The sequence below is a fragment of the [Clostridium] ammoniilyticum genome, from assembly GCF_025566905.1.
GTDB classification, from domain to species: domain Bacteria; phylum Bacillota_I; class Bacilli_A; order Erysipelotrichales; family Coprobacillaceae; genus Faecalibacillus; species Faecalibacillus intestinalis.
This window is the reverse complement of the sequence record NZ_JAOQJR010000003.1, coordinates 155,107-181,455: the sequence shown is the minus strand read 5'-3', so window position 1 is coordinate 181,455 and position 26,349 is coordinate 155,107. Positions and strand designations below refer to the sequence as shown.

Annotated in this window: 23 protein-coding genes; 20 read left to right on the top strand and 3 right to left on the bottom strand. The window is 29.8% G+C overall.

The genetic code is table 11. The features are described 5' to 3' along the window. Both OCV55_RS04450 and OCV55_RS04445 read left to right on the top strand, forming a co-directional pair. Positions 1-2,946, top strand: coding sequence for a glycoside hydrolase family 2 TIM barrel-domain containing protein (locus tag OCV55_RS04450; RefSeq protein ID WP_147579924.1), 2,946 nt, complete (start codon positions 1-3; stop codon positions 2,944-2,946). Further along, positions 2,946-3,533, top strand: a complete 588-nt coding sequence (locus OCV55_RS04445; protein WP_147579923.1) for a histidine phosphatase family protein — start codon at positions 2,946-2,948, stop codon at positions 3,531-3,533. Before OCV55_RS04450 ends, OCV55_RS04445 begins: the two co-directional genes overlap by 1 nt. A gap of 37 nt (positions 3,534-3,570) precedes the next feature. On the opposite strand, the gene OCV55_RS04440 is transcribed toward OCV55_RS04445, so the two are convergent. From OCV55_RS04440 to OCV55_RS04430, 3 genes are all read right to left on the bottom strand, one after another. Continuing rightward, a complete protein-coding gene (locus OCV55_RS04440; protein WP_117793008.1) occupies positions 3,571-4,350 on the bottom strand; it encodes a MurR/RpiR family transcriptional regulator in 780 nt (259 codons plus the stop codon). A gap of 48 nt (positions 4,351-4,398) precedes the next feature. Then, a complete protein-coding gene (locus tag OCV55_RS04435) occupies positions 4,399-4,986 on the bottom strand; it encodes an RDD family protein (protein WP_227360266.1) in 588 nt (195 codons plus the stop codon). Positions 4,987-5,114: 128 nt separating this feature from the next. Further along, positions 5,115-5,834, bottom strand: coding sequence for a 6-phosphogluconolactonase (locus tag OCV55_RS04430; RefSeq protein ID WP_032091554.1), 720 nt, complete (start codon positions 5,832-5,834; stop codon positions 5,115-5,117). A 237-nt stretch (positions 5,835-6,071) separates the two neighbouring features. Between OCV55_RS04430 and OCV55_RS04425 the strand changes: the two genes are divergently transcribed. The 18 genes from OCV55_RS04425 (at position 6,072) to OCV55_RS04340 (ending at position 26,340) form a co-directional block, all read left to right on the top strand. Then, positions 6,072-7,442 (top strand): PTS sugar transporter subunit IIC, encoded by a 1,371-nt coding sequence (locus OCV55_RS04425; RefSeq protein WP_147579922.1) that lies wholly within the window; start codon positions 6,072-6,074, stop codon positions 7,440-7,442. Positions 7,443-7,590: 148 nt separating this feature from the next. Then, positions 7,591-7,992 carry a hypothetical protein gene (locus tag OCV55_RS04420; protein ID WP_147579921.1) on the top strand — a complete coding sequence of 134 codons (402 nt, stop codon included), beginning with the start codon at positions 7,591-7,593 and terminating at the stop codon, positions 7,990-7,992. A gap of 585 nt (positions 7,993-8,577) precedes the next feature. Further along, positions 8,578-9,174 carry a type II toxin-antitoxin system PemK/MazF family toxin gene (locus OCV55_RS14195; RefSeq protein ID WP_449670192.1) on the top strand — a complete coding sequence of 199 codons (597 nt, stop codon included), beginning with the start codon at positions 8,578-8,580 and terminating at the stop codon, positions 9,172-9,174. Positions 9,175-9,857: 683 nt separating this feature from the next. Then, a complete protein-coding gene (locus OCV55_RS04410) occupies positions 9,858-10,067 on the top strand; it encodes a hypothetical protein (RefSeq protein WP_147579920.1) in 210 nt (69 codons plus the stop codon). Positions 10,068-10,151: 84 nt separating this feature from the next. Further along, positions 10,152-11,096, top strand: a complete 945-nt coding sequence (locus OCV55_RS04405) for an NAD(P)H-binding protein (protein WP_117867700.1) — start codon at positions 10,152-10,154, stop codon at positions 11,094-11,096. A 462-nt stretch (positions 11,097-11,558) separates the two neighbouring features. Beyond that, on the top strand, positions 11,559-13,160 hold the full coding sequence (locus OCV55_RS04400; protein WP_032091527.1) for an ABC-F family ATP-binding cassette domain-containing protein: 1,602 nt from the start codon (positions 11,559-11,561) through the stop codon (positions 13,158-13,160). A gap of 393 nt (positions 13,161-13,553) precedes the next feature. Then, positions 13,554-14,384, top strand: a complete 831-nt coding sequence (gene dapF / locus OCV55_RS04395; protein ID WP_117826017.1) for a diaminopimelate epimerase — start codon at positions 13,554-13,556, stop codon at positions 14,382-14,384. An 11-nt stretch (positions 14,385-14,395) separates the two neighbouring features. Then, the gene (dapD, locus tag OCV55_RS04390) at positions 14,396-15,100 is read left to right on the top strand and encodes a 2,3,4,5-tetrahydropyridine-2,6-dicarboxylate N-acetyltransferase (RefSeq protein WP_022002193.1); all 705 of its coding nucleotides are present in this window, start codon (positions 14,396-14,398) and stop codon (positions 15,098-15,100) included. Between the two features lie 9 nt (positions 15,101-15,109). Further along, a complete protein-coding gene (locus OCV55_RS04385) occupies positions 15,110-16,240 on the top strand; it encodes a M20 metallopeptidase family protein (protein WP_147579919.1) in 1,131 nt (376 codons plus the stop codon). Between the two features lie 2 nt (positions 16,241-16,242). Further along, a complete protein-coding gene (locus OCV55_RS04380; protein ID WP_032091525.1) occupies positions 16,243-17,427 on the top strand; it encodes an aspartate aminotransferase family protein in 1,185 nt (394 codons plus the stop codon). A gap of 66 nt (positions 17,428-17,493) precedes the next feature. Further along, positions 17,494-19,554 (top strand): cysteine peptidase family C39 domain-containing protein, encoded by a 2,061-nt coding sequence (locus OCV55_RS04375; protein ID WP_147579918.1) that lies wholly within the window; start codon positions 17,494-17,496, stop codon positions 19,552-19,554. Then, positions 19,532-19,993: an rRNA maturation RNase YbeY gene (ybeY, locus tag OCV55_RS04370; protein WP_032091524.1), complete on the top strand. Its 462-nt coding sequence runs from the start codon at positions 19,532-19,534 to the stop codon at positions 19,991-19,993. The genes OCV55_RS04375 and ybeY overlap by 23 nt, the downstream gene beginning before the upstream one ends. Position 19,994: 1 nt before the next feature. After that, positions 19,995-20,390, top strand: coding sequence for a cytidine deaminase (cdd, locus tag OCV55_RS04365; RefSeq protein ID WP_022002188.1), 396 nt, complete (start codon positions 19,995-19,997; stop codon positions 20,388-20,390). Then, entirely contained in the window at positions 20,387-21,283 is an 897-nt protein-coding gene (era, locus tag OCV55_RS04360; protein ID WP_032091523.1) for a GTPase Era, read from the top strand. Before cdd ends, era begins: the two co-directional genes overlap by 4 nt. Then, on the top strand, positions 21,273-22,022 hold the full coding sequence (gene recO, locus OCV55_RS04355) for a DNA repair protein RecO (RefSeq protein WP_022002186.1): 750 nt from the start codon (positions 21,273-21,275) through the stop codon (positions 22,020-22,022). The genes era and recO overlap by 11 nt, the downstream gene beginning before the upstream one ends. A gap of 78 nt (positions 22,023-22,100) precedes the next feature. Further along, positions 22,101-23,933: a YgiQ family radical SAM protein gene (locus OCV55_RS04350; RefSeq protein WP_147579917.1), complete on the top strand. Its 1,833-nt coding sequence runs from the start codon at positions 22,101-22,103 to the stop codon at positions 23,931-23,933. After that, on the top strand, positions 23,930-24,844 hold the full coding sequence (locus OCV55_RS04345) for an alpha/beta fold hydrolase (RefSeq protein ID WP_147579916.1): 915 nt from the start codon (positions 23,930-23,932) through the stop codon (positions 24,842-24,844). Before OCV55_RS04350 ends, OCV55_RS04345 begins: the two co-directional genes overlap by 4 nt. 122 nt (positions 24,845-24,966) lie before the next feature. Further along, positions 24,967-26,340, top strand: a complete 1,374-nt coding sequence (locus tag OCV55_RS04340) for a glycine--tRNA ligase (RefSeq protein ID WP_147579915.1) — start codon at positions 24,967-24,969, stop codon at positions 26,338-26,340. The last annotated feature ends 9 nt before the right edge of the window (positions 26,341-26,349 follow it).

The window sequence follows — 26,349 nt, the reverse complement described above, 5'->3', positions numbered from 1 at the left end:
ATGGAAATGAAAAATGAATGGGTCAAAGATCCAAAGATTTTTAATGTCAATCGTTTAAGCGCAACAGCATCGATTCATAGATATGCAAGTATTAAAGAATTAAAAGAAAAACAAAGCAGTTTCAATTATTCATTAAATGGGAGCTGGAAGTTTCATTATGCAACAGGATTTAATCAATTAATACCGGAGTTTTCTAATAAAGATTATTGTGTAGATCACTGGGATGAAATCAAAGTACCTGGACATATTCAATTACAAGGTTATGGAAAACCAATGTATGTCAATCAAATCTATCCTTGGTCAGGAACAGAACAAATTATTCCTGGAGAAATTCCTGATAAAAATCCAATTGGAAGTTATGTCACTTATTTTGACAGTTCAGTAATCAAAGATAATGTTGATACTTATATTACTTTCCATGGTGTTGAATCAGCCATGGCTCTATGGGTCAATGGAACATTTGTTGGTTACAGTGAAGACACATTTACACCTTCAAGTTTTAATATTACAGATTTGATTGTTAATGGAGAAAATAAGATTGCTGTTAACGTTTATCGTTTCAGCAGTGGAAGTTGGTTAGAAGATCAAGATTTCTGGCGTTTTTCAGGTATTTTTAGAGATGTTGAACTTCAAATGGTACCACACGTTCATTTAAAAGATATCAAGATTTTGACACATTTAAATGAAAATTATGATCATGCAACTGTTGAAGTAACGCCAATGATTGAAAATAATCATCATCGTTTTAAAGCAGTCTATACTTTAAAGTATAAAGATGAAGTTATTGGACAAAAAGAAAGCAAAGATTGTTGCAGTCCAATCAATTTTGAATTCGATGATCTTCATTTATGGTCAGCAGAAAAACCACATCTTTATCAATTATATGTTGAAATCATGGATGAAAAGGGTTTGGTTGAATGTAGTCAACATAATGTTGGTGTCAGAGAATTTAAACTTATTGATGGTATCATGTGTATCAATGGTAAAAGAATTGTTTTTCATGGTGTCAACCGACATGAATTTTCAGCTGAGACAGGGAGAACGGTTTCTTATGAAGATACTAAAAAAGATATCTTGAATATGAAAGCCAATAATATCAATGCTTTACGTACATGTCATTATCCAAATCAAACATTTGTTTATGATTTATGCGATGAATATGGTCTTTATGTCATTGATGAAGTCAATCTTGAAACACATGGAACTTGGAGTGAACTTTTTGATAAAACACATATCATACCAGATGATAAATCTGAATGGCTAGATATTATTTTAGATCGTGCCAATTCCATGTATGAAAGAGATAAAAACCATCCTTCGATTATTATTTGGTCATTAGGAAATGAATCTTATGGTGGTAAAAATCTTTATGAAATGTCTAAGTTTATGAAACAAAAAGATACTTCTCGTTTGATTCATTATGAAGGGCTTTCACATGATCGTCGTTACAATGAAACAAGTGATATTGAAAGTCAAATGTATACTTTTGCAGTTGATGTTGAAAAATACTTAAAGGAACATCAAGATAAACCGTTTATTTTATGTGAATACGCCCATTCTATGGGAAACAGTAATGGAGCATTATTCAAATATATTGATTTAGAAAAGAAATATTCCTTGTATCAAGGTGGATTCATCTGGGATTACATCGATCAAGCATTATACCATGATGGAAAATTATGTTATGGTGGGGACTTTGGTGAAAGGCCAAGTGATTATGATTTCTGTGGAAACGGTATTGTTTTTGCAGACCGTACAAATACTCCAAAGATGCAAGAAGTCAAATACTGTTATCAATATGTAGATTTTAGAATAGATGAAGATGTTATTCATATCAGCAATAATTATTTATTTACTGATTTAAATGAATATCAATTACAAATGGATATGTTATGCAATGGTAATGTTGTTCAAAGTAAAACAATGACAGTAGATTGTAAACCATTATCATCAGTTGTTGTTGAAAATCCATTTAAAATAAATGATCAAGACCAAGAATGTGCAGTAACAGTCTATTTGAAAAAGAATCATGAAATATACGCTCAACAACAATATATCTATGAAGTAAAAAATAAAACACATAACATTCATACAACAAAACACGTAGATATCGTTGAAGACTACTTGAATGTAGGCGTTGTAGGAAAAGATTTCAATGTGATTTTCTCAAAACAAAAAGGTTTGGTTTCTTATAGATATCATCAACAAGAATATATTAGAGTACCTGTCAGACCAAATTTCTTTAGAGCAGCTACAAATAATGATGTTGAAAACAAATATGGTTATCGCTATGGTAAATGGTTAACTGCCAGTCTATATGCAAAATGTGAGTTTGTTGGTATTTCAAAAGGAGACTGTTCTTGCAAGATTGAATATGCTTATGATTTGCCAAATTTACAAGATGAAAAAGTTCATTTAGTTTATGAAGTCTATGGTGATGGTAAAATCATTGTAGATATGTCTTATCAACCGGTTGTTTCTGAAATTGAAATGCCTGTATTTGGACTTATCTTCCAATTATATAAAGATATGGAAGAAGTAAATTATTATGGATTTGGTCCAGAAGAAAACTATATTGATCGAAACAAAGGGGCACTTCTTGGAAAATATACTTATCAAGTAACAGACAATTTAACACCTTATTTATATCCACAAGAATGTGGTAACAGAACGCATGTAAGAGAATTATCAGTTGCAGGTGAAAATACAAAATTAAAAATCAAAGGTGAAGATTTTGAATTTTCAGCTTTACACTATACACCTTATGAATTAGAAAATGCACGTCACAAAGATGAACTTCCAAATGTTTATCAAACGGTTTTATGTATCAATGAAAAACAAATGGGTATTGCTGGTGATGATACATGGGGTGCTAAGACACATGATGAATTCTTATTAGATAAAGAAAAACATCATTTACGTTTTAGTTTTAAAGGTAAGTTATAATGAGATTTATATTTGTAAGACATGGAAAGACACATTTTAATGAAATCAATCTGACACAGGGTTGGTGTGATTCTCCTTTATCAAAAGTAGGAATCAAACAAGTTGAAAATATTTCAAAACAGCTAGAACAATACCAAATAGATAAAGCCTACACATCTCCATTGGGTAGGGCAGTACAAACGGCAAATATTATTCTAAGTAAAAAAGAAGTCGAACCGATTTATGAAGAACGTTTTAAAGAAGTTAATTTTGGAATACTTGAAGGAATATCCACAGAACTTGTAAGAAAACTCAATATTGAATCACCAAACTGGTTAGAAGATTTGGATATGGATTACAGACCTTATGAAGGAGAAGATATTCATGATGTTATTTTAAAACATCATAAAGCCGTTCAAGAAATCATAGAGGATTGTAATGAAAAGGATACCGTTTTAATTGTAGGGCACGGCTGTTCGTTATATGGATTTATCAAATCATTATTACCTCAACAATCTTTTAAATTTCCTAATAATGCTTCAGCAATGATTGTTGGTTATTCAAATGGAAATTTCAAACTCGAACAAATTTTAGACCCTATTATATAAAAATAAACAGGTTTGCGATGGTAAACCTGTTTATTATTTATAAAGTTTCAGAATATTTGATACAGATTAGATCAGAAATAAGCTGTAATGGATAGGGATGACTTGCATAGCCACCTTTACTGTTATAACGGATATAGAAATCGATAAATGGATATTCTATTGACTGATCAGAAGTAATCATGCATATCTTTGGTTTCTTTTTGTTACTTTTGAATGGCTTGGCTCTTGGAAAAATACGATCAAAATAGGTTCCCGATTCTGAAAAAATAATAATAAGATTATTTTCATCAGCGTCAGTAATATAGTCTGCCTGATCTTTGATATTAAAACAAGAAAAGATAAGTTTACCACTTGTTTGCAGATCGAACTGTAAATTGCAGGCAACACTTTCAGATTGCATATAGCCAAAAGCGGCTATTTTTTGATAAGAACTGATTTCTTGAACAAGTGTATTGATTTGTTTTTCAATATCATTTTCTAAGAAGTAATTTAAATTGGAAATAACATTTTTTACATATGATTGAAACATTGATGAGGATTCATATTTTTCATAGTCAAACTTTCTTTTTAAGCGAGCAGACTCAACAGAAAACTTTGCGATTTGATTTTTCAATGCATTGAAATCTTTAAGTCCAATATCACGACAAAAGCGCGAAATACTAGAATTTGACACATAGCAAGCCTGAGCTAGATCTGTGAGAGAATATTCTTCTAAATCGCGCATATTTTCTATCATATATTTAGCTATTTTATAGTTATTTGAACCTTTTGGTTCATCATTAAGTGTTGATAAAAGTATAATTATTAAGTTAAACATGGAGAATCTCCTCTTTATGTATATTTTAGATAATTATACCATAGTTAATTATTGTTTAACAACAATAGTTTTAGCTACTTTATCATGAAAAGATTGTGTATTTGCTTGGAAATAAGCATAGATAATTGAACCGATAGTTAAAGCATAGGCAATATATTTTAAAGGATCAACAATCATTGTAAGTTTAAATAATGGAAGCAGCTTTCTTATATAGGTTGGAATGATAATCATTCCACCTTCAAGTAAGGATGCTCCAAGAAGTTCTCTTAACATCATATCTTTTAAATTGATTGATTCATTATTTTCTTTAATGATTTTGATCTTACATATTTTTTTACCAAGTGTTTGTCCTTTAAAAAGATATGTTGGAATAAATACATAGTAAATAATACCAATCAAAACACCATAAAGACCTAAAGCAAGACCTATAGAAAAATCATAGTGTGTTAAATCAAACATATAAGGCTTTAAGTAGTCATTTCCTCTTAAATAGAAGGTAATAGGGATAGCAGCCAGCATGTTAGTAAGATACCAATCGATGATCATAGCTACAAATCTTCTAACACGTGTTTCGATAATATCCATATTATTTCTGTTTTTATTGCTTTTGTTATTTTTTGTTTTATTTTTTCTCATAAGTAGTCCTCCAGGATAGAAAAATTATAACAAATGAATGCTTTATTTACTTTTGCTTTTCCAAAAGGTAGAAATTATTTCCAAATATTGGAAATAAAAAAAGAAAGCCGAAGCTTTCTATAAAGATTTTATAATCTTTTATAATCATCCATATTTAATAAAGATGCAGCATCTTTATCACAGATAACAGTGAAGTTAGGATGTAATTTTAAAACAGTTGCTGGTAGTTCATCTGAAATTGGTGAATCTAACACTTGTTTTAAAATTTGAGCTTTTTCTTTACCAGTAACAATCATTACAAGGTGTTTTACTCTCATTAGACTTTTTGGACCCATTGATAAAGTGATTGGTAGATGATCTCTTGCTGGATATGTTGGATTAGCTGCATTTTTTGTTTTACGATCCATTGGATAAGTATAACTATCCATAGGTGTACATCTTGGACAGTTGCTGCAGAAATGTCCATCCCAACCTAGTCCAATCAACATAACATCAATACCACCAGCATCTCTGATTTCTTGATCATAAGTTTCCCAATTTTCCATTGTTGTTGTATGGATTCTTTCATCAGGAATATTTGCATCTTTAAAGAATAGTTCTTGCATTTCTTCCCAGTTTGGGCCATGTGGTTTATCTTGATAAGGTGCTTCATCAAAAAGATAGTATTGAATGTCTTTGAATTTTTCTTGGTCTTTAACATAAGGAACCATCATCTTATAAAGATTGATAGGAGAGCGTCCAGCGGTTAAAGAGATGTTGACTCTTTTATCTTGCATCATTGCTCCAAGTAAAATGTGCATTGCACTTTCGCTCATTTTTTGTTCATTTTCTTCAATGATTAACTTCATAATATATCCTCCTGTTTTATAAGAAGATATAACTCACACACAATTTCATTATAAAAAATAAAAAGGGAGTGTCAACATAAAAAAACAAATGCAGATAAAAAAAATAAAACAATTTATTTCCATGATTTGGAAAAGATTTCAAGTAATTGGAAAGATGTTTTTTATTATGGAAATCAAAAGAATTTGAATGTGCTACAGCTATATAATTTCACTATAGCAAGAAGGGAGGGAACTTTCATGAATTTCATGGAAAAATTTAATGAACTTGCAAACCGTACACTTGTACCAATTGCTAACAAATTAGGGAATCAAAGACATTTGGCTGCTATTCGTGATGGAATGGTAGTAGCAATTCCGTTATCTATTTTAGGAGGGGTATGTTTAATTATTTCAACACCACCTTTTAAACCAGAAACACTTCCAAATTGGGGATTTATTACTGACATGTTAAATGGTTGGTATAACTGGGCGCAAGCCAACAAAGCAATGTTGCAATTGCCTTATAATATGACAATGGCATTAATGGGATTATTTATTGCATTTGCAATTGCTTATCATTTAGCAGATGAATACGAAATGCCAAAATTAAATTCAGCAATCGTATCAACAGCAGTATTTTTAATTGTATCTGCACCAACAACTTCAGCAGTAGCATCAAATCTTATTGTTGATGGGAAAAGTGCAACAGATTTATTAGCTTTAGCTGGTAATTACATACCAACGACCTATTTAGATGCCAAAGGTATCTTTACAGCAATCTTGGTTGCTATAGGTTGTGTGGAAATTATGCATTTTATGTTTAAAAAAGACATTCGTATCAAAATGCCTGAAGGTGTTCCACCAGCAATTAGTTCATCTTTTGATGCAATCTTACCATTATTTATTTGTGTAATCATTTTTTATGGTCTTTCTTTAGTTGTACAAAACTTTAGCGGACAACTTTTACCAAATATGATCATGACAGTTTTAGCACCTGCAATTTCAGGACTTGATTCATTAGTTGGTATTTGTTTAATTACCATGATTGCTCAAGTATTCTGGTTCTTTGGATTACATGGAGCAAGTATTACTCAACCAATCCGTTTACCATTTATGCAAATGTATTTAATTGCTAATATTTCAGCATTCTCTGCTGGACAACCAATCGTACATTTCTTTACTCAACCATTCTGGTCATATGTTATTACACTTGGTGGTGGAGGAGCAACAATGGGACTTTGTATCTTGTTGTTGAGATCTAAATCAGCAGAATTAAAGACATTAGGAAAATTATCAATTGGACCTGCAATCTTTAATATCAATGAACCGATTATCTTTGGTTTACCAATGGTTTTAAATCCATTAATGATGATTCCATTTATCTTTGTACCAGTAATCAATTCAATTATTGCTTATGGCTTAATGGCCTTCCATATTGTAGGAAAAGGAATTATTGAAACACCATGGACAACACCAGCGCCACTTGGAGCCGCACTTGGATGTATGGATTTCAAAGCAGCAATCATGGTTATTTGTTTAATTATTTTAGACATGGTTTTATACTATCCATTCTTTAAATTATTAGAAAAACAAAAATTAGAAGAAGAAAATTCAGTACAAACAAATTAAAAAAAGAAGATTAACTCACACATCAATCTTTTAAAAATTGAATAACTTAAGTATGCTCTAATGAGACCCCAAAATCATTAGAGCTTTTTTTATAAAACTTAAAGCTCGACAGTTGTTTCTCTCAGTTTATGAAGAAGGGAGGGATAATATGTCAACTAAAGTTAGGGTAAACCTGAGAGAAATGTATCCTAAATATTATAATCAAGATTGCTTTGTTGAAGTTGATCAGGATGTTTATGAGACAATGAATAAATATGATCATATTGATGCAGTATATAAAAGAAAAGTAGATTATCATAAGGGATATTTTTCGTTAGATCGAAGTCCATTTTTAGAATTAGAAAAAGAAGGCTTTGATGTTAACGAAAACATATTGTTGAAAGAATTGATACATCAAGAATTAATAAGTTTTATTGAGTTAACAATTAAAGATTTACCAGTCAAAGAAAAAGAACGTATTTTAAAAAAATATGTTCAATGTAAGACTCTAGAATCAATTGCTATTGAAGAAAACTGTAGTATACTTGCGGTTTACTATTCTATTAAATAGCACTTGAAAAAATTAAAGAAGTTCTAATTAAAAACGGTTATGACATTAATGATTAATTTAAATGTCGTAACTTAAAAATGTTTTATAAATCTCATTATTTTAAGGAGATTTAAGACTGTTGACAAATATGAAGTTGACAGTCTTTTTTAAATTATTTTATTAATAAAAACAAGCTTTTAACACTTCACATCATTTGTGCACATTGCACAAATACTAATGATTTATTTAGGATGCTTGTCTCTACTCAATTCGTTATATTTCATTATAATAATAATTGTAATAAAAATTAACATGTAAAAGAATGAGATAACCCATATATATTTATATCTCATATATTTACATTTTAAGTAATAGTTTCCCAAGATATTAATTTTTTTATTACACGAATTCCCTATAAAAATAAAGAAGATCATTCCCCTTAAATGATCTTTTTTATTTGTTTATAATTGTTATTAAAAATAGCTATAACATTAATGATTAATTCAAAGATCATAACTTAAAAATGCTTTATTGAATCTCCTTATATTTAAGGAGATTTTTTTAACATATTTATGCGAGTTGAACACTAAATAGTATTGTAATTATATGAAAGGAGTATGCAATGATAAAAAAATCAGTAGAGGTGAAATATATGTAGCCGACTTAAATCCGTATCAAGGTTCTGAACAAGGTGGGATAAGACCTGTAGTTATTTTACAAAATGATGCAGGAAATTATTTTAGTAGCACTACTATAGTTGCATCACTGACATCTCACGTAGGGAAAAAAGAAAATTTACCAACACATGTCTTTATTAACAGCCGAGAGGATCTTGAACATGATTCTATAATAATGTGCAAGCAAATAAGAACGATTGATAAATCAAGATTAATTAGATGTTTAGGTCGGTTAGACGAGTATGAGATGGAGGAAGTTGAAGAGGCTTTGAGCGTAAGATTAGGATGCTTTGATGACTCATTAAGTATAAATGTTGACAATCCAATTTATTTTGAGAATATAAGATTCTTTTTCTTGCACGTTGAAAATAGGACATGCCATTGGCATTGGATAAGATTTTTTTTAATAATTATTTTTACCTTTACATGGTCCATTGGATATACGTCCTTCATTTATCCATGTAAAAAAGTTGGGTATCTCTTCTTTCCAATGTTCAAATGTCTTTATAACATTATTATTTGTTAGTGTTAAATGATTATAATTTAAGAATAATTCAATTTAAAAAGGAGCTGTTACGAAATTAAATAATTAATTTCATACAGTCTTTTCTTTTGTAAAATAAAAATAGGAATTTTAAATATCTATATAATAAAATTATTCTACTATAAGAAGCAATTGTATCTAATTACAATAATTCCTCAAACATAACGTTTGAGGAATTAATTGGTAAGAAATAAATATTACTGATAAGATATCAATATCCTATTTTTTAGTTAGATTTTATAAAAAACGGATGTTACGATTTTAAATTATTTCGAAACATTCCCCATGATAATTTATAGCGTACCGGATAATTTAATATACCTGACAAATCCATTGCCTATTTTTGTTTATTATAGGTATTAATAAAGGTGTTTAAGGAGATGAGTTGGATGAAAGAAATAGAAGTAAAAGATTTAATCAAATATATTAATCCTTTTAAAACCAGCCATTGCGATTGCTAGTGATGGAAAAGAAACCAACGAGCTTACAATTGGTTGGGCTGGATTTGGTTTTTTATGGAGAAAGCTACAGTCTATGTACATAAAACACGTTATTCAAAACATATTTTTGATCATGCTAAATATTATTCTATATGTTTTATGGATCAAGAACATAAAAATCAATTAGGTTAGTTTGGACGTGTTTCTGGTAGAGATGAAAATAAAATGGAAAAGTGTGGAATGACTGTTAATAATGAAGATGTTGCTCCTTATTTTGAAGAGAGTTCAGTCATTATTTTATGTAAGGTTATGGGTAAAAGTGATTTTGATTCAAAGAGTGTTGATGAAAATGTTTATGAATGGTACCAAGAAGAAGGGGTTCATAGTCAATACTATGGAGAAATTGTAAAAGTATTGGTTAAAGACTATAAGTAAAACTTATAGTCTTTATTAATAAATAAGGACTATGATTATCTTGTGAAAATGTTATCATATTACTGTAAAATAGGAGGAAGAATCATGGGTAAATTATTATTAACTGGTGTTGATGGTAACTTGGGTCAATTAGCTGCTGATGTTTTATTAACACTAGAACCAGTAGAAAACTTAATTTTTTGTGGATATAGTGAAGAATCACTAAAGAAATATGCTGAAAAAGGAATTGAAACACATGTCACAAACTTTAATAATCCAGATGGATTAGCTGAAGCTTTTAAAGGAGCAGATGCTCTAGCATTGATTTCTATGCCATTTGTTGGTGCAAAAAGACAAAATGCTCATAAAAATGCAGTAGATGCTGCTAAAGCTGCAGGTGTTAAACAAATTATTTATACATCTTTAGTCAATGCGGATGATGAAACAAATCCATCAGTAGAAAAGAAAGATCATATTTATACTGAAAAATATATTCAAGAAGTTGGTTTAGATTATCAATTTATGAGAAACTCTCAATATGCTGAAGCAATGGTTACAAACTACTTTACTTATGCACATATGAATGCACCACTTACAAATTCACAAGGTGATGGTTTGATGGCTTACATTTCACGTAAAGACTGTGCTAAAGCATTAGCTTATGCTTTACATCGATCAAATGAATTCCATCAAAAAGTATGGAACATCAATGGTTTAGAATTAATGACAATTTCAACATTCTGTGCTATTGGAGATGTAAGTACAGGGAATCATGTTCCATTTGTGAATGTGACTGATGAAGAAAACTATCAAATTTGGGATGCTATGGGTGTTCCTAGAACAACAGATGGTGTATTCCAAAAAGATTCAGAAGCACCATTTTCATCAGATGGAATGGTTACATTTGCTCAAGCTATTAGAGAAGGTAAAATGGATATTCATACAAAAGACTTTGCTGAACTTACAGGAGATACACCTATTTCAGTAAGATATATGTTTGATCATCAAGAAGAATTCCAAATTGGTGAAAGACATTCTCAAGATAAATAAGATATTTAACAAAAGTGAATCGATAAAGGATTCACTTTTTTTATGCTCAAAAATTAAATTTCTATATATAAATAATGGATGTTTTATTTTAATGTCATAATTTAGAAAAACGGGGCAATATAGCATAAATGAAAGTGTTCCTTCATTTATAGAAAGGATTAGATTGTTGTTAGAAAATGACTTGAAAGTTCAAATAGGAAACTTTTAGTAATTAATGCAAGACAAGCAGGAAAAATATTATGAGAGATGAAAGAAAAAAGCGGATACGCTAAATTATAGAGGCTATCAATTTTATAAAGAAAACCCGTCTTTGATGATATGGAAAGTCATTGAAAAAATATTTCAAGATTGTCATTTGTAATTAAATAAATATATTGAAAATCCATTTTATCTACTTTTAATAGACATTTTTTGTGTTTTATGTCATAATACCAAAGCTACTTAAAAGAAAGGAATGACGATATGATATCAACACAAAATGTCTCATTAAGATATGGAGATAGAGCATTATTTGAAAATGTTTCTGTTAAATTTACAGAAGGTAACTGTTATGGAATTATTGGTGCCAATGGTGCTGGTAAATCTACATTTTTAAAAATCTTAGCAGGAGAAATTGAACCTAATAAAGGGGAAGTTATTATTGAACCTCATAAAAGATTATCTGTTTTAAAACAAGATCACTTTGCTTATGATGAAAATAAAGTTGTTGAAACTGTAATTATGGGTAATAAAAGACTTTATGAAATCATGCAAGAAAAAGAAAGATTATACGCAAAAGAAGATTTTAATGATGAAGATGGTATTTTACTTGGTGAATTAGAAGGTGAATTTGCGGATATGGATGGTTGGAACGCTGAAGCTGATGCTGAAACAATGCTTAATGGTTTAGGAATTACTTCTGAGTTTCATGATATGTATATGAAAGATTTAGATGGAAATCAAAAAGTAAAAGTTTTATTAGCGCAAGCCTTATTTGGTGACCCAGATATTTTATTATTAGACGAACCAACAAACCACTTGGATTTAAAAAGTATTAATTGGTTAGAAAACTTCTTGTTAAATTTCAAAAATACTGTTATTGTTGTTTCTCATGACCGCCATTTTTTAAATAAAGTTTGTACACATATTGCTGATATTGACTATAGCCGTATTCAATTATACGTTGGAAACTATGATTTCTGGTATGAATATAGTCAAATGCAAATTCAACAAGCGAAAGATCAAAATAAAAAAGCTGAAGCAAAGAAAAAAGAATTGGAAGAATTTATTGCAAGATTCAGTGCCAATGCTTCAAAAGCCAAACAAGCAACTTCTAGAAAGAAATTATTAGATAACTTAGAAATGGTCGATATTAAACCATCTCTTAGAAGATATCCATTTATTGGTTTTAAACCAGGAAGAGAAGTTGGAAATATTGTTTTAAATGTTGAAGGTCTTACAAAAGTTGTAGATGGAGAAAAGCTTATTAATAATGTTTCATTCTCTATTCAACCAAATGAAAAAGTTGCTTTTGTAGGAGATGATAAAGCAACTGAAGCTTTCTTTAAAATTATTATGGGTGAAGATGAAGATTATGAAGGAGAATTTAAATGGGGTGTGACAACAAGCCAATCTTATTTCCCTAAAGATAACTCAAAATATTTTAATGACTGTGAATTATCACTTGTTGATTGGTTAAGACAATTTACAGATGGAACAGTATATGAACAAGATTTAAGAGGATGGTTAGGAAGAGTGTTATTCTCTGGAGAAGAAGCTTTAAAGAAAGCCAATGTTTTATCTGGAGGAGAAAAGGTAAGATGTATGCTTGCTAAAATGATGATGGAAGATGCTAATGTTCTTATTTTTGATGAACCAACAAACCATTTGGATCTTGAATCAATTCAAGCTTTAAACCAAGGTCTTATTCAATTTAAAGAAAATATTTTATTTACATGTCATGATCATCAATTTGTACAAACAATTGCTAATAGAATTATTGAATTTAATAAAGATGGTATGATTGATCGTTTATCAACATACGATGAATATTTAGAATATAAAGAAGAATTAGAAACAAAATAAAGGATCCAAGAAGGATCCTTTATTCGTTTACGATATATAATGTTTTATAAGGGAAGGAAATTTGAAAAAAATTTTTTCTAAGAAAGATGTTTAAATATTATTTATCTTTCTTGCTATTATCATAATAAACAATTGTGAACTGAATATTTCTTATTAAACAAAAAAAGCCTTTTTTAAAGACTTTTTTGTTTAAATAATAATTGGGAAGGGAATATGAATTTATTATTTAACGAAAGATGATTAATCTTTCATGGTTATAATATAGATGAAAACTATAATAGAACAATGGTTCAATCATGTGTTTTTATGTGATGTCATAAAATTAAATGATAAAGAAGATTGAAAAAAATTATCATTTTGGTAAAATTGTTTTAAACAATGTGAGGTGATAAAGTGGAATTACATTTTACAAAAATGGAAGGTATTGGAAATGACTATATTTATGTTGATGGGATCCATCAAGAAGTACCGATGGATGCTGAATTTATTAGTCGTATTTCTAATCGCCATTTTGGTATTGGTGGAGATGGGATGATCGTTATTTTAAAGTCTGATCAATATGATTTTAAAATGCGTATGTTCAATCTAGATGGTAGTGAAGGAATGATGTGTGGAAATGGAATTCGTTGTTTTGCTAAATTTTGTTATGACCATCATTTAACAGATAAAAAGGTTTTAAATATTGAAACAAAGGCAGGTTTACGTATTGTAGAGCTTATTTTTGATGGGGATGAAGTTGTTGGCGCAAAAGTAGATATGCAAGAACCAATTTTAAATTGTAAAGACATTCCTGTTATTTTTGATCAAGAAAAAATGATTAATGAAAAAGTGATGATTGGAGATCAAGAATATGCTTTAACAGCTGTTTCTATGGGGAATCCCCATGTCATTACGTATGTTGATTCATTAGATTTTGATATTGAAACAATAGGAAAACAATTTGAACATCATCAAATATTTCCAGAATCAGTCAATACTGAATTTGTTGAAGTAATCAATGATCATTATTTAAAAATGCGTGTATGGGAAAGAGGCAGTGGTGAAACAATGGCTTGTGGAACAGGTGCCTGTGCCGTTATGTATGCAAGTTATTTGAATGGTTATTGTAAAGAAAAAGCAACAGTTGAGCTTCTTGGAGGAAAGTTAGAAATTGAACTTCAAGAGGGACATATTTTTATGACAGGTCCAGCAACAACTGTGTTTGAAGGAAAAATAAAAATATAAGGAGGAAATTTATGTTACAAACAGCAGAAGAAATTATTAAGTATATTGGTGATGCAAAGAAACAAACACCAATTAAAATGTATTTAAAAGGTGAAAATTTACCTGATACAGATGCATTCCATTTATTTGGAGATAGTCATTTTAAAATTGCTATTGGAGATTTAGATGCCATCAATGCTTATGTTGAAGAAAATAAAGATTTAATCAAAGATTCATTTATTGAACAAGATCGTCGTAACAGTGCGATTCCAATGTTAGATATGAGAAATATCAATGCACGTATTGAACCAGGATGCTTCATTCGTGAAAATGTTTCTATTGGAGATAATGCCGTTATCATGATGGGTGCTGTTATCAATATCGGTGCTAAAATTGGTGAAGGATCAATGATCGATATGGGTGCTGTTTTAGGAGGACGTGCTGAAGTTGGAAAACATTGTCACGTTGGAGCTGGAGCAGTGTTAGCTGGTGTTATTGAACCACCTAGTGCTTCACCTGTTATTCTAGAAGATGATGTTTTAATTGGTGCAAATGCGGTTGTTATCGAAGGTGTTCATATTGGTAAAGGTGCAGTTGTAGGTGCAGGAAGTATTGTTACTCAAGATGTACCTGCTGGTGCGGTTGTTGTTGGAAATCCAGCAAGAATCATCAAAGAACAAAAAGATGAAAAAACTGAAGGTAAAACACAATTAATGGATGATTTACGTAAAATCTAGGATACGATTATGGAAGAATTATTAGATCAAATAAGGACATGGCGTCGTCATTTACACGCCATTCCTGAAATCGGTTTTCAAGAATATAAAACATCAAAGTATCTTTATGAAGAATTAGAAAAAATGGGGTATCAACCTTTAAAAATAACAGAGACGGGAATCGCTGTTTATCTTGATTTTCATAAAGAAAAAACACTTGCTTTTAGAAGTGATATCGATGCTTTAGAAATTGAAGAACAAACAGGTGTATCATTTAAAAGTACACATCAAGGAAAAATGCATGCCTGTGGTCATGATGGACATATGACAGCACTTCTTGGACTTGCTTATAAGCTAAAAGATGTTCAAGATCTACCACATAATGTTTTGCTTATTTTTCAACCAGGAGAAGAAGTGGTCAATGGGGCACCATCAATTATTAATACAGGTATTTTTGAAAAATATCATGTTAAAGGAATTTATGGTTTACATATGTTCCCAGATGTTGATGAAGGAAAAATTGCTTGTCGTAAAGGTCCTTTAATGGCTGAAAGTGGTGAATTGGATGTAACGGTTCATGGTAAAAGTGCACATGCAGGTAAGTATCATGAAGGAATTGATTCAATTGTGATTGCGAGTTTTTTGATTAGTAATTATCAAAGTATCATTTCACGAATAATTTCGCCTATGCAACCTTGTGTTTTAAATATAGGTGAAATACACGGGGGAACGGTCAGAAATATTGTGGCTAGTCAAACAAGTTTCCATGGAACTCTTAGAACGTATAGTGAAGAAGTTTTTTCACGTATTGTAGAAGCAATGAAAGGGTTTAATCAAGGAATGGAACAAGCATATCATTGTCAAATTGATTTTGCCTGTCAGCCTTTTAACCCACCTGTTTTAAATGATGCACATTTATATGAAGAACTTAAAAAGAATGTTGGCGCAAACTTCGAAGAACTTGAAGAACCTGTGATGTTAGCAGAAGACTTTGCTCATTATCAAAAAGTGATTCCTGGTGTTTTCTTTTATGTGGGGACAAGATGTAAAGAATATACTTCAGGTCTACATACACCAACTTTCAATTTTCATGAAGAGGTTTTAGTACAAGCCGTTGAACTTTATGAAAAACTTGCAAGAAATGTACAATTGGGGGACTAAAAATGAATTATTATGATAGATCATTGGATGCTTTAATGCATGCCTATGGAAGATATAATGTCACATTTGATCATGGAGATGGCATTCATTTATATGATGTAAATCAAAAAGAATATATTGATTTCTTTTCAGGAATTGGTGTTAATTCTTTTGGTTATAATTATCCAGCTTATGTAGAAGCCATGGAAAAACAATTACATAGATTAATGCATATTTCTAACTACTTTAATACTGTTGAAACAATTGAAGCAGCTGAATGTGTTAAAAAAGCTACAAAATTAGATAAAGTATTCTTTACAAATTCAGGAGCTGAATCAACAGAAGGTGCTTTAAAACTTGCACGTAAATATTATTATCAAAAACATGGAAAAGCGGATAGTGAAATTATTTCTTTAAATCATTCTTTCCATGGAAGAACAACAGGATCTGTTAAACTTACAGGAAACGCACATTATCAAGAAGCTTTTGGACCTTTAATTGAAGGTGTCAAATATGCCAATATCAATGATTTAGAAAGTGTTAAAGCATTAGTAAATGAAAAAACAGCAGCTATCATCGTTGAACCTGTTCAAGGTGAAGGTGGCGTCTATGTTTGTTCAAAAGAATTCTTAACAGGTTTAAGAATTCTTTGTGATGAAAAAGACATTGCTTTAATTTTAGATGAAGTTCAATGTGGTATGGGTCGTACAGGAACAATCATGACTTATTTCCAATACGATATCTTACCTGATATTTTATGTTTAGCTAAAGGAATTGGAGCAGGTTTTCCAATGGGAGCTTTTGTCGCAAATAAAAAATTTGCTGCTGCGATGGAACCTGGAGATCATGGTTCTACTTATGGTGGAAATCCAATGGCTGGTCAAGCATGTAGAACGGTCTTTAAAATCTTAGAAGAAACAAAAATGCTTGATCATGTTCAAGATATCAGTGAATATTTAATTGAAAAATTAGATGATTTAAAAGATAAATATTCTTGTATTAAAGAAAGACGTGGTTTAGGATTGATGATTGGTTTAGAATTTGATCGACCAGTTAAAGATATTGTTCAAACTTGTTTAGATAATGGACTTATTGTTGTTATGGCAGGAGCGAATGTTATAAGAATGTTACCACCATTTATTACAACTGAAAAAGATGTTGATCAAGCAATTGCTATTTTAGATCAAGCAATTGAAAAAAATATTTAAAAAATTGAAAAAATTAAAAGAAAAATAGGATGTTTTTGACATATATAATGATGAGGTGATAAATATATGTTGAAATATCCTATTTTTTTACAAGATAATGAAAACAGTTGTGGGGCATACTGTATTAAAATGCTCTTAAGCTTTTATAAAAGAGATGATGAAATTAAAAATATTAAAAAGCGTTGTCGTCTTACCAAAGAAGGCATTACGGTTTATGGATTGATACAAGTTTTAAAGAAATATCATCTAGAAGCAAAAGCTTATCAATGTGAGTTTAAACATTTATTTGAAGAAGTCAATTGTCCAGCAATCGTGCATTTAAAACAAGATGATCTCTATCATTATGTCATCCTCTATAAAGTTAAAGATGGATATTTTTTAGTAGGAGATCCAGCTAAAGGACTCATAAAAATGTCTTATGAAAGTTTTTCAAAGCAGTTTACAGGAATTATTATCATGATTGATCATGTAGGAATGCCAATTACTAAAAGAACGAATTATACTTTTCAAAATTTTTTAAAAGATCATTTTAAACAGCATTATCAAACAATCATTAAGATGATGATTAAAACCATTATTATTTCAATGCTTACAATGATTTTTTCTTATTATTATCAATTGATGATTGATTCTTTTTCAAAGTATCCAATCTATCAAATTGTTTTCATTTCTCTTGGCTTTACAGTGCTCTATGCCTTTAAACTTTTATTAGATTATTTAAGAAGACAACAAATTTTAGAATTAAGCAGAGAACTTAATCAAGAATATGCTTTAAAAACCATGCAAAATCTTATTTATCAAGATTATGATTACATGGATGGTTTAGAAAAAGGAACATTGTTATCAAGATCACAAAATTTATTTGAATTAAGTCAATATTTTATAGAATTTTATCATGTGATCTTTATTGATAGTATTTTAATGCTTTTCATTTTGATTTTTATTTTATCGATTCAATTCTTTTTGTTTTTGATTGTTTTATTGATGATGGTTATTATTTTTTTAGTATTTTATTTTTATAGTAAAAAACTACATATTGAAAATAAAAAAATATTAGAACAAAAAGAACATTTAAATGATGGCCTATTAGAATTTCAAGAAAACTATTTTCAAACAATTCAGTTTAAAGTTAAAAAAATGATGAAAAATAAACTAGGATATCTCTATGATACTTACTTTATGAATGTCTATCATCATGATGAAATGACCAATATTCATCAAGTTCAATTAGAAGCCTTGATTCAAATCATGATTATGGCTGTCTTATTATTGGCAATCATCATTTATAAAAAGCAACAAATGACCCTTGGAACAGTGATGCTTGTTTATTTATTACTTTCTTATATGATCAATCCTTTAACGAAAATATCAGTCTTTATTGCGATGCATGATGAATTACAAATTATTTTTGAAAGATATAAAGAAATGTTACCTGAAAAAAGAGAGAGGAAAAAGAAAATCAAAAAGATAAAAAGCATTGAATTAAAACATGTAAGTTTTAGTTATGGTTATACCCGACCCCTTTTTGATCACTTTCAATTAAAAATAGAACGTTCATTATTTATTCAAGGTAAAACAGGAAGTGGTAAATCAACACTTTTGAAACTTATCATGAATCAATTACAACCAACAAAAGGAGAAATTGTTATTAATGGAATCAATCTACAAGAACTTGATTTAAATAGTTATTATAGTCATATTAAATATTTAAATAAAACTCCCGTTTTTTATAAAGAATCATTAAGAACGAATATGATTTTTGATCGTTTGTTTTTAGAGGATAAAATGATAGAATTATTGCATTATTTTATGTTGGATGATTTAGTAAATGGTTTAGATTTGAAACTGGATGAACAGGGTGGTTTTTTATCGTCGGGACAAGGACAACTCGTGATGATTATTCGTGCACTATTAAGTGAACCCGATGTTTTGATTTTAGATGAAGCATTTAGTAATATAGATCAAGAAAGATTACAATTATTGATCAATTATCTAAATTTTCAAAAGATCATCGTGATTATTGTTTCTCATCAAATAAATATGATGAACTGCCAGTTTGACTGTGTTATAATTGATTCAGGAAAAATAGTGGGTGAGGAAGATTATGGAAATAGATTTAGCACTTAATAATGAAGTAGAAGATTTTAAAGAAGATTATGAAAGTATTTATTTAGAAATTATTAAAGAAGCATGTAAACAATTAGATATTCATGATGATTTAGAATTATCAGTTATTTTTGTAGATGATCAGCGTATTCATGAAATCAATAAGGAATATCGTAAAATTGATCGTAGTACAGATGTTATTAGTTTTGCTTTAGAAGATAGTGAACAATATTATATTGAAGGTATGCCAAGAGAAATAGGAGATATTTTTATTTCAATTGATCATGCTAAAATGCAAGCAGAAGAATATGGTCATTCATTTTATCGAGAAATGTGTTTTTTATTTACACATGGTTTATTACATTTACTTGGATTTGATCATATGAATGAAGAAGATGAAAAAGTGATGTTTTCAAGACAAAAAGAAATATTGAATGCTTTAAATATTGAAAGGAAATAATATGGATCAAAATAAATTAATCGATTTAGCTTGGAAAGCAAGAGAAAATGCGTATGTTCCTTATAGTCATTTTAAAGTAGGAGCTTGTATTGCTTTAAAAGATGGAACATTTGTTCAAGGATGTAATATTGAAAATGCTGCTTATGGGTCAACAATGTGTGCAGAAAGAAATGCTGTCTTTGGCGCTTATTGTAAAGGTTATCGCAAAGAAGATATTATTGGACTAGCAATTGTTGCTGATTGTAGTCCGATTGCTTCTCCATGTGGGGCATGTCGCCAAGTATTATCAGAACTTGTTGATTTAGAAATGCCCATCTTTCTAGCAAATAAAGAAAAAGTAGAAAAACATACAATTGGTGAATTATTACCAATGGTATTTATAGGAGAGAGTTTATGAGTTTTAAATCAGGATTTGTCAGTATTGTAGGACGTCCAAATGTTGGAAAGTCTACCTTATTAAATCAAATATTAAAAACAAAGCTTGCAATCATGTCAGATGTTGCTCAAACAACACGTAATACAATTCAAGGTATTTATACAGATAATGAAGCACAAATCATTTTTATGGATACACCAGGAATCCATAAACCTCAAGATGGTTTAGGAAACTTTATGAATACGACGGCTTTAAATAGTATTTATGGAGTGGATATGGTTTTATTTATTGCACCAGCAAATGAAACGATTGGTAGAGGAGATCGTTTTATTATTGAAAGATTAAAAGAAGCGGATGGACCGGTTTTCCTTTTACTTAATAAATGTGATCTTGTTTCTAAAGATGAAGTTATTAAAAAATTAACAGAATGGAAAGAACTTTTTGATTTTAAAGAAATCATTCCTATTTCAGCTTTAGAAGATCAAAATGTGGATACATTGATTTCTACAATTAAAACATATTTAAATGAAGGAATGATGTATTATCCAAAAGATCAAATGACAGATCATCCAGAAAGATTTGTAATGGCTGAATTTATTAGAGAAAAGATCCTTTATTTTACAAGAGAAGAAGTTCCTCATAGTGTTGCGATTGTTGTTGAAAGAATGGCAGAATTAGAGGATGGCAGCGTAGAAGTTATTGCGACAATTGTTGTTGATCGTAAATCTCAAAAGGGTATTTTGATTGGTAAACAAGGAAGTATGATCAAAAAAATTCGTCAAAATGCACAAAGAGAAATGAAACGTTTTTTACAAACAACAGTGCATTTGGAATTATTTGTTAAAGTTGAAAATAATTGGCGTAATAAACAAAAATATTTAAAAGAATTTGGTTATAACGAAGATGACTATTAAAAAAGAAGAAGTTGTTTCTTTAGGTATTGTTTTAAAGACGCATCCTTATAAAGAAAGTGATTCTTTAGTCACTGTGTATTTTAAAGATTATGGAAAAATGACTTTGATTGCTCGGGGTGTAAAAAAATTAAAAAGTAAAAATGCTTCGGCTTGTCAAAGTCTTACACTTTCAGAGTTTACTTTTATACCTAGAAATGGTTTATCAACGATGATTAAAGCAAGTTCGGTTGATTTTTATCGTTATATTAAAGAAAATCTTGAATTAGAAGCTTATGCAAGTTATTTTATGGAATTTGTTTTAAAGAATGAAGAAGATAATCAACCGGATTTAGAAATCTTTGATACTTTAAAAAAATCATTAGATGCTCTAAATCATGGTTATCCCTATCCATTGGTTTATCTATTATATAATGCATTTATTTTAAAAAGATGCGGGATGGCTTTACAAGTTGATGGCTGTGTAAGATGTTTAAGACAAGATCATATAGCAGGAATCAGTTTAGAAGATGGGGGCTTTGTCTGTCATGATTGTTTATCACTTCATGATAAACAATTAGATAAGGTAACATTAAAGGCTTTTCGTCATATTAATAAATTAACGATTGATTCTATTGATCAACTTAAAGTACCGGATGAATCTATTGATTTATTAATGGAAATTATGGATTATTATGTTGATGAGATGACGGGGATTTTATTTAAAACAAAGAAAATGATTCAAAGTCTTTCAAAAATATGACAAAAGTAGACACTTTTGTCTTTTTTTATAAACATATTTTGACTATAATAGAAACAAAAGTAAGGGGAGGATTTATAGATGGGACAATTTTTACCGATAAATAGAAAAGAAATGGAAGAAAGAGGATGGCAAGAGGTAGATTTTGTCTATATTTGTGGTGATGCTTATGTAGATCACCCTTCATTTGGAGCAGCTATTATTTGTCGTACATTAGAGGCAAATGGTTTTAAGGTTGCTTTTTTATCGCAACCAGATTGGCATAAGGTAGAAGAATTTAGGCAATTTGGGAAACCTCGCTTGGGTTTTTTAATTTCTTCAGGAAATATTGATTCAATGGTCAATCACTATACTGTTTCTAAAAAAAGAAGACATAAAGATTCTTATACATCAGGTGGTGAAGGTTTTAAAAGACCAGATAGGGCGGTTATTGTTTATAGTCAAATGGCAAGACAAGCATTTCCTGATGCTAATATTTTAATTGGAGGAATTGAAGCTTCTCTTAGACGTTTAGCTCATTATGATTATTGGAGTGATAAGGTTAGAAAATCGATTATTATTGATGCCAATGCAGATTTATTAATGTTTGGAATGGGAGAAAACAGTATTATTGAAGTTGCAGAAGCATTAGATAGTGGATTAGATATTAAATATTTAACGTATTTAGATGGAACAGTTTATAAAACAAAAAATATCGATGATTTAAATGAAGCTGATTATATAATGCTTCCTAGTTACGAAGAAATTACAACATCTAAAAGAAAATACGCTGAATCTTTCCAAAAACAATATTTAAATACCGATCATTATAATGCTAAAATCTTAGTTGAACCTTATCAAGGATGGTATGTAGTTCAAAATAAACCGAATAGACCACTTACCCAAAGAGAATTCGATAGAGCTTATGGTTATGATTACAATCGTGATTATCATCCAAGTTATAAACATGTTCCAGCTATTGATGAAGTTAAATTCTCACTTATTTCAAATAGAGGGTGTTTTGGATCATGTAATTTTTGTGCTTTAGCGTTCCATCAAGGAAGAATTATTCAAGCAAGAAGTCATGAATCAATTATTGCAGAAGCTAATAAAATGGTTTGGGATCCTGATTTTAAAGGATACATTCATGATGTTGGTGGACCAACAGCTAACTTTAGAGATACTGCTTGTGATAAACAAAAAACCAAAGGGGCTTGTCCTACAAAACAATGTTTATGGCCAGAACCTTGTAAAAATTTAAAAGTTGATCATGAAGATTATTTATCATTACTTACAAAATTAAGACAGCTTCCAAACGTTAAAAAAGTTTTCGTACGTTCAGGAATTCGTTATGATTATCTCATGTATGATAAAAATGATCATTTCTTTGAAGAACTTGTTCAACATCATATTTCAGGACAATTAAAAGTTGCCCCTGAACATATCAGTAATCATGCTTTAGACAAGATGGGCAAACCAAGACGTGGGCTTTACGAAAAATTTGTTGATAAATATTATCGTATTAATGAAAAATATAATAAAAAACAATTCTTAGTGCCTTATTTAATGTCCTCTCATCCAGGATGCCGTTTAGAAGATGCTATCGAACTGGCGGAATATTTAAGAGATATTCATCATCAACCAGAACAAGTACAAGATTTTTATCCAACACCAGGAACGCTTTCAACAACGATGTATTATACAGGGTTGGATCCTCGTGATATGACACCTGTTTATGTTCCAAAAGATCCTAAAGAAAAAGCGATGCAAAGAGCCTTGATTCAATATAAGAATCCTAAAAACTATGACCTTGTATATGAAGCCTTGATCAAAGCTAATCGAAAAGATTTGATTGGATTTGGTAAAAAATGCCTAATTAAACCACGTACCAAAAGGCAAAACTATAACAGATCTTATACAAGGGGGCATAAATGATGAAACTTACAGAAACGTATACCTCCTTAACACAAACACATATTAAATTTGATATTTATCAACCGAATGTGATATTAAGATATAAGGGAATCATTCAGCTTCATCATGGATTATGTGAACATTCAGACCGTTATCAAAAATTTGCGGAATATTTAAGTCATGAAGGTTTTATTGTAGTCGTGCCTGATTTTCCTGGGCATGGTACATCACTTTATCATTTTGAACAAGGCTATTTTGGAAGCGGAAATGCTCTTGATACTTTGATTGAAGATATGCAACGTTTAAGACATATTATCGCTAAAAGATATGAAGACCTTCCTTATTTTATGATTGGTGTTGATTTTGGTTCGCTTGTATTACTTAAATATGCCATGACGTATGGAGATTATATTAATGGAATGATTTTGCTTGGAACATGTCTGAAAAATAATTTTTATTATCGTATGAAAACGATTGTTGATTTAAATATTTTACTACATGGACCAATGTATCGTTCAAGAGTCATTAAAAGAGCGGTTGATTTATTTTTACAAAAAAATTTAAATAGTTGTTATAAAATGAGTAATCAAAAAGAAGTACAGCTTTATCAAGAAGATCCTTTAAGTGATTTTGTTTATACAAATCAAGCCTATCATGATATATTGGAATACATAAAATATGTAAGTGATGAAGATCATCTAAAACATATACCTGATTATTTACCTGTTTATTTATTATCAGGTGGTTTTGATAATCTTACTAAAAATGGAAAAGATACTATAAAACTTTATCAAATATTAAAAGGAAATGGTCTAAAAGATCTCCAATATAAGATTTATGATAATAAAAGACAAGATATTTTACATGATAATAATTATCGAGATGTCTATCATGATTTTATGCATTGGTTAGACGAAAGAACCTATATATAGTACCCTTATAGTTGGTTGACAAATATCCACTATAAGGGTATTTTATTTGTACGCGAAAAAAAGATAGAAGACTTGGAAAGCCAAGTCTTTATTCATTTATATCGTAAAAAAAGGAGAAAATTATGGCAACTAAAGATATGGATAAATTAGTAAATCATGCAAAATCAACTGGTTTTGTATATCAAGGTTCAGAAATCTATGATGGACTAGCAAATACATGGGATTTTGGACCATTAGGTGTTGAAATGAAAAACAATATTAAACGTTTATGGTGGAAAAGATTCATTCAAGAATCTCCTTATAACGTTGGTTTAGATTCAGCTATTTTCATGAATCCAAAGGTATGGGAAGCTTCAGGACATGTTGGTGGTTTCTCTGATCCATTAATTGATTGTAAAGAATGTAAAACAAGACATCGTGCAGATAAATTAATTGAAGCATATGATCCTTCTGTACATAGTGAAGGTTGGTCTAATGAACAAACAATGTCTTATATTAAAGAACATAATATTGTTTGTCCTAACTGTGGAAAAAGTAATTTCACTGATGTTAGACAATTTAAATTAATGTTTGAAACACATATGGGTGTTGTTGAAGATGATAAATCTGTTGTTTATTTACGTCCAGAAACTGCACAAGGAATCTTTGTAAACTTTAAAAATATTCAAAGAACTTCTCGTAAAAAAGTACCATTTGGTATTGGTCAAATTGGTAAATCATTCAGAAATGAAATTACACCAGGTAACTTTATTTTTAGAACAAGAGAATTTGAACAAATGGAATTAGAATTCTTCTGTAAACCAGATACTGATTTAGAATGGTTTGATTATTGGAAAGCTTATTGTAAAAAATTCTTATTAGACTTAGGATTAAAAGAAGAAAATTTAAAGTTCAGAGATCATGAAAAAGAAGAATTATCTTTCTATTCTAAGGCTACATGTGATGTTGAATATAAATTCCCATTTGGATGGGGTGAATTATGGGGTATTGCTGATCGTACTGATTATGACTTATCTCGTCATATGGAACATTCTAAAAAATCTTTAGAATATTTAGATCCTCAAACAAATGAAAAATATATTCCATATGTTATTGAACCATCTGTAGGGGCAGACCGTTTATTCTTATCTATTTTCTGTGATAGTTATCAAGAAGAAACATTAGAAAATGGAGATACAAGAACAGTGATGAAATTACATCCTGCCATTGCTCCATATAAAGTAGCAGTTTTACCACTTACTAAAAAACAAAGTGAAAAAGCTGAAGAAGTTTATGCAACACTTGCTAAACATTTCTCTGTTGAATTTGATGTTGCAGGTCAAATTGGTAAAAGATATCGTCGTCAAGATGCTATTGGAACACCATATTGTGTAACTGTTGATTTTGATACAATGGAAGATAATGCTGTTACTGTTCGTGATAGAGATACAATGGAACAAGTACGTTTACCAATTGATCAATTAGTAGATTATATTCAAGATAAAATTACTTTCTAATAAAGGAGA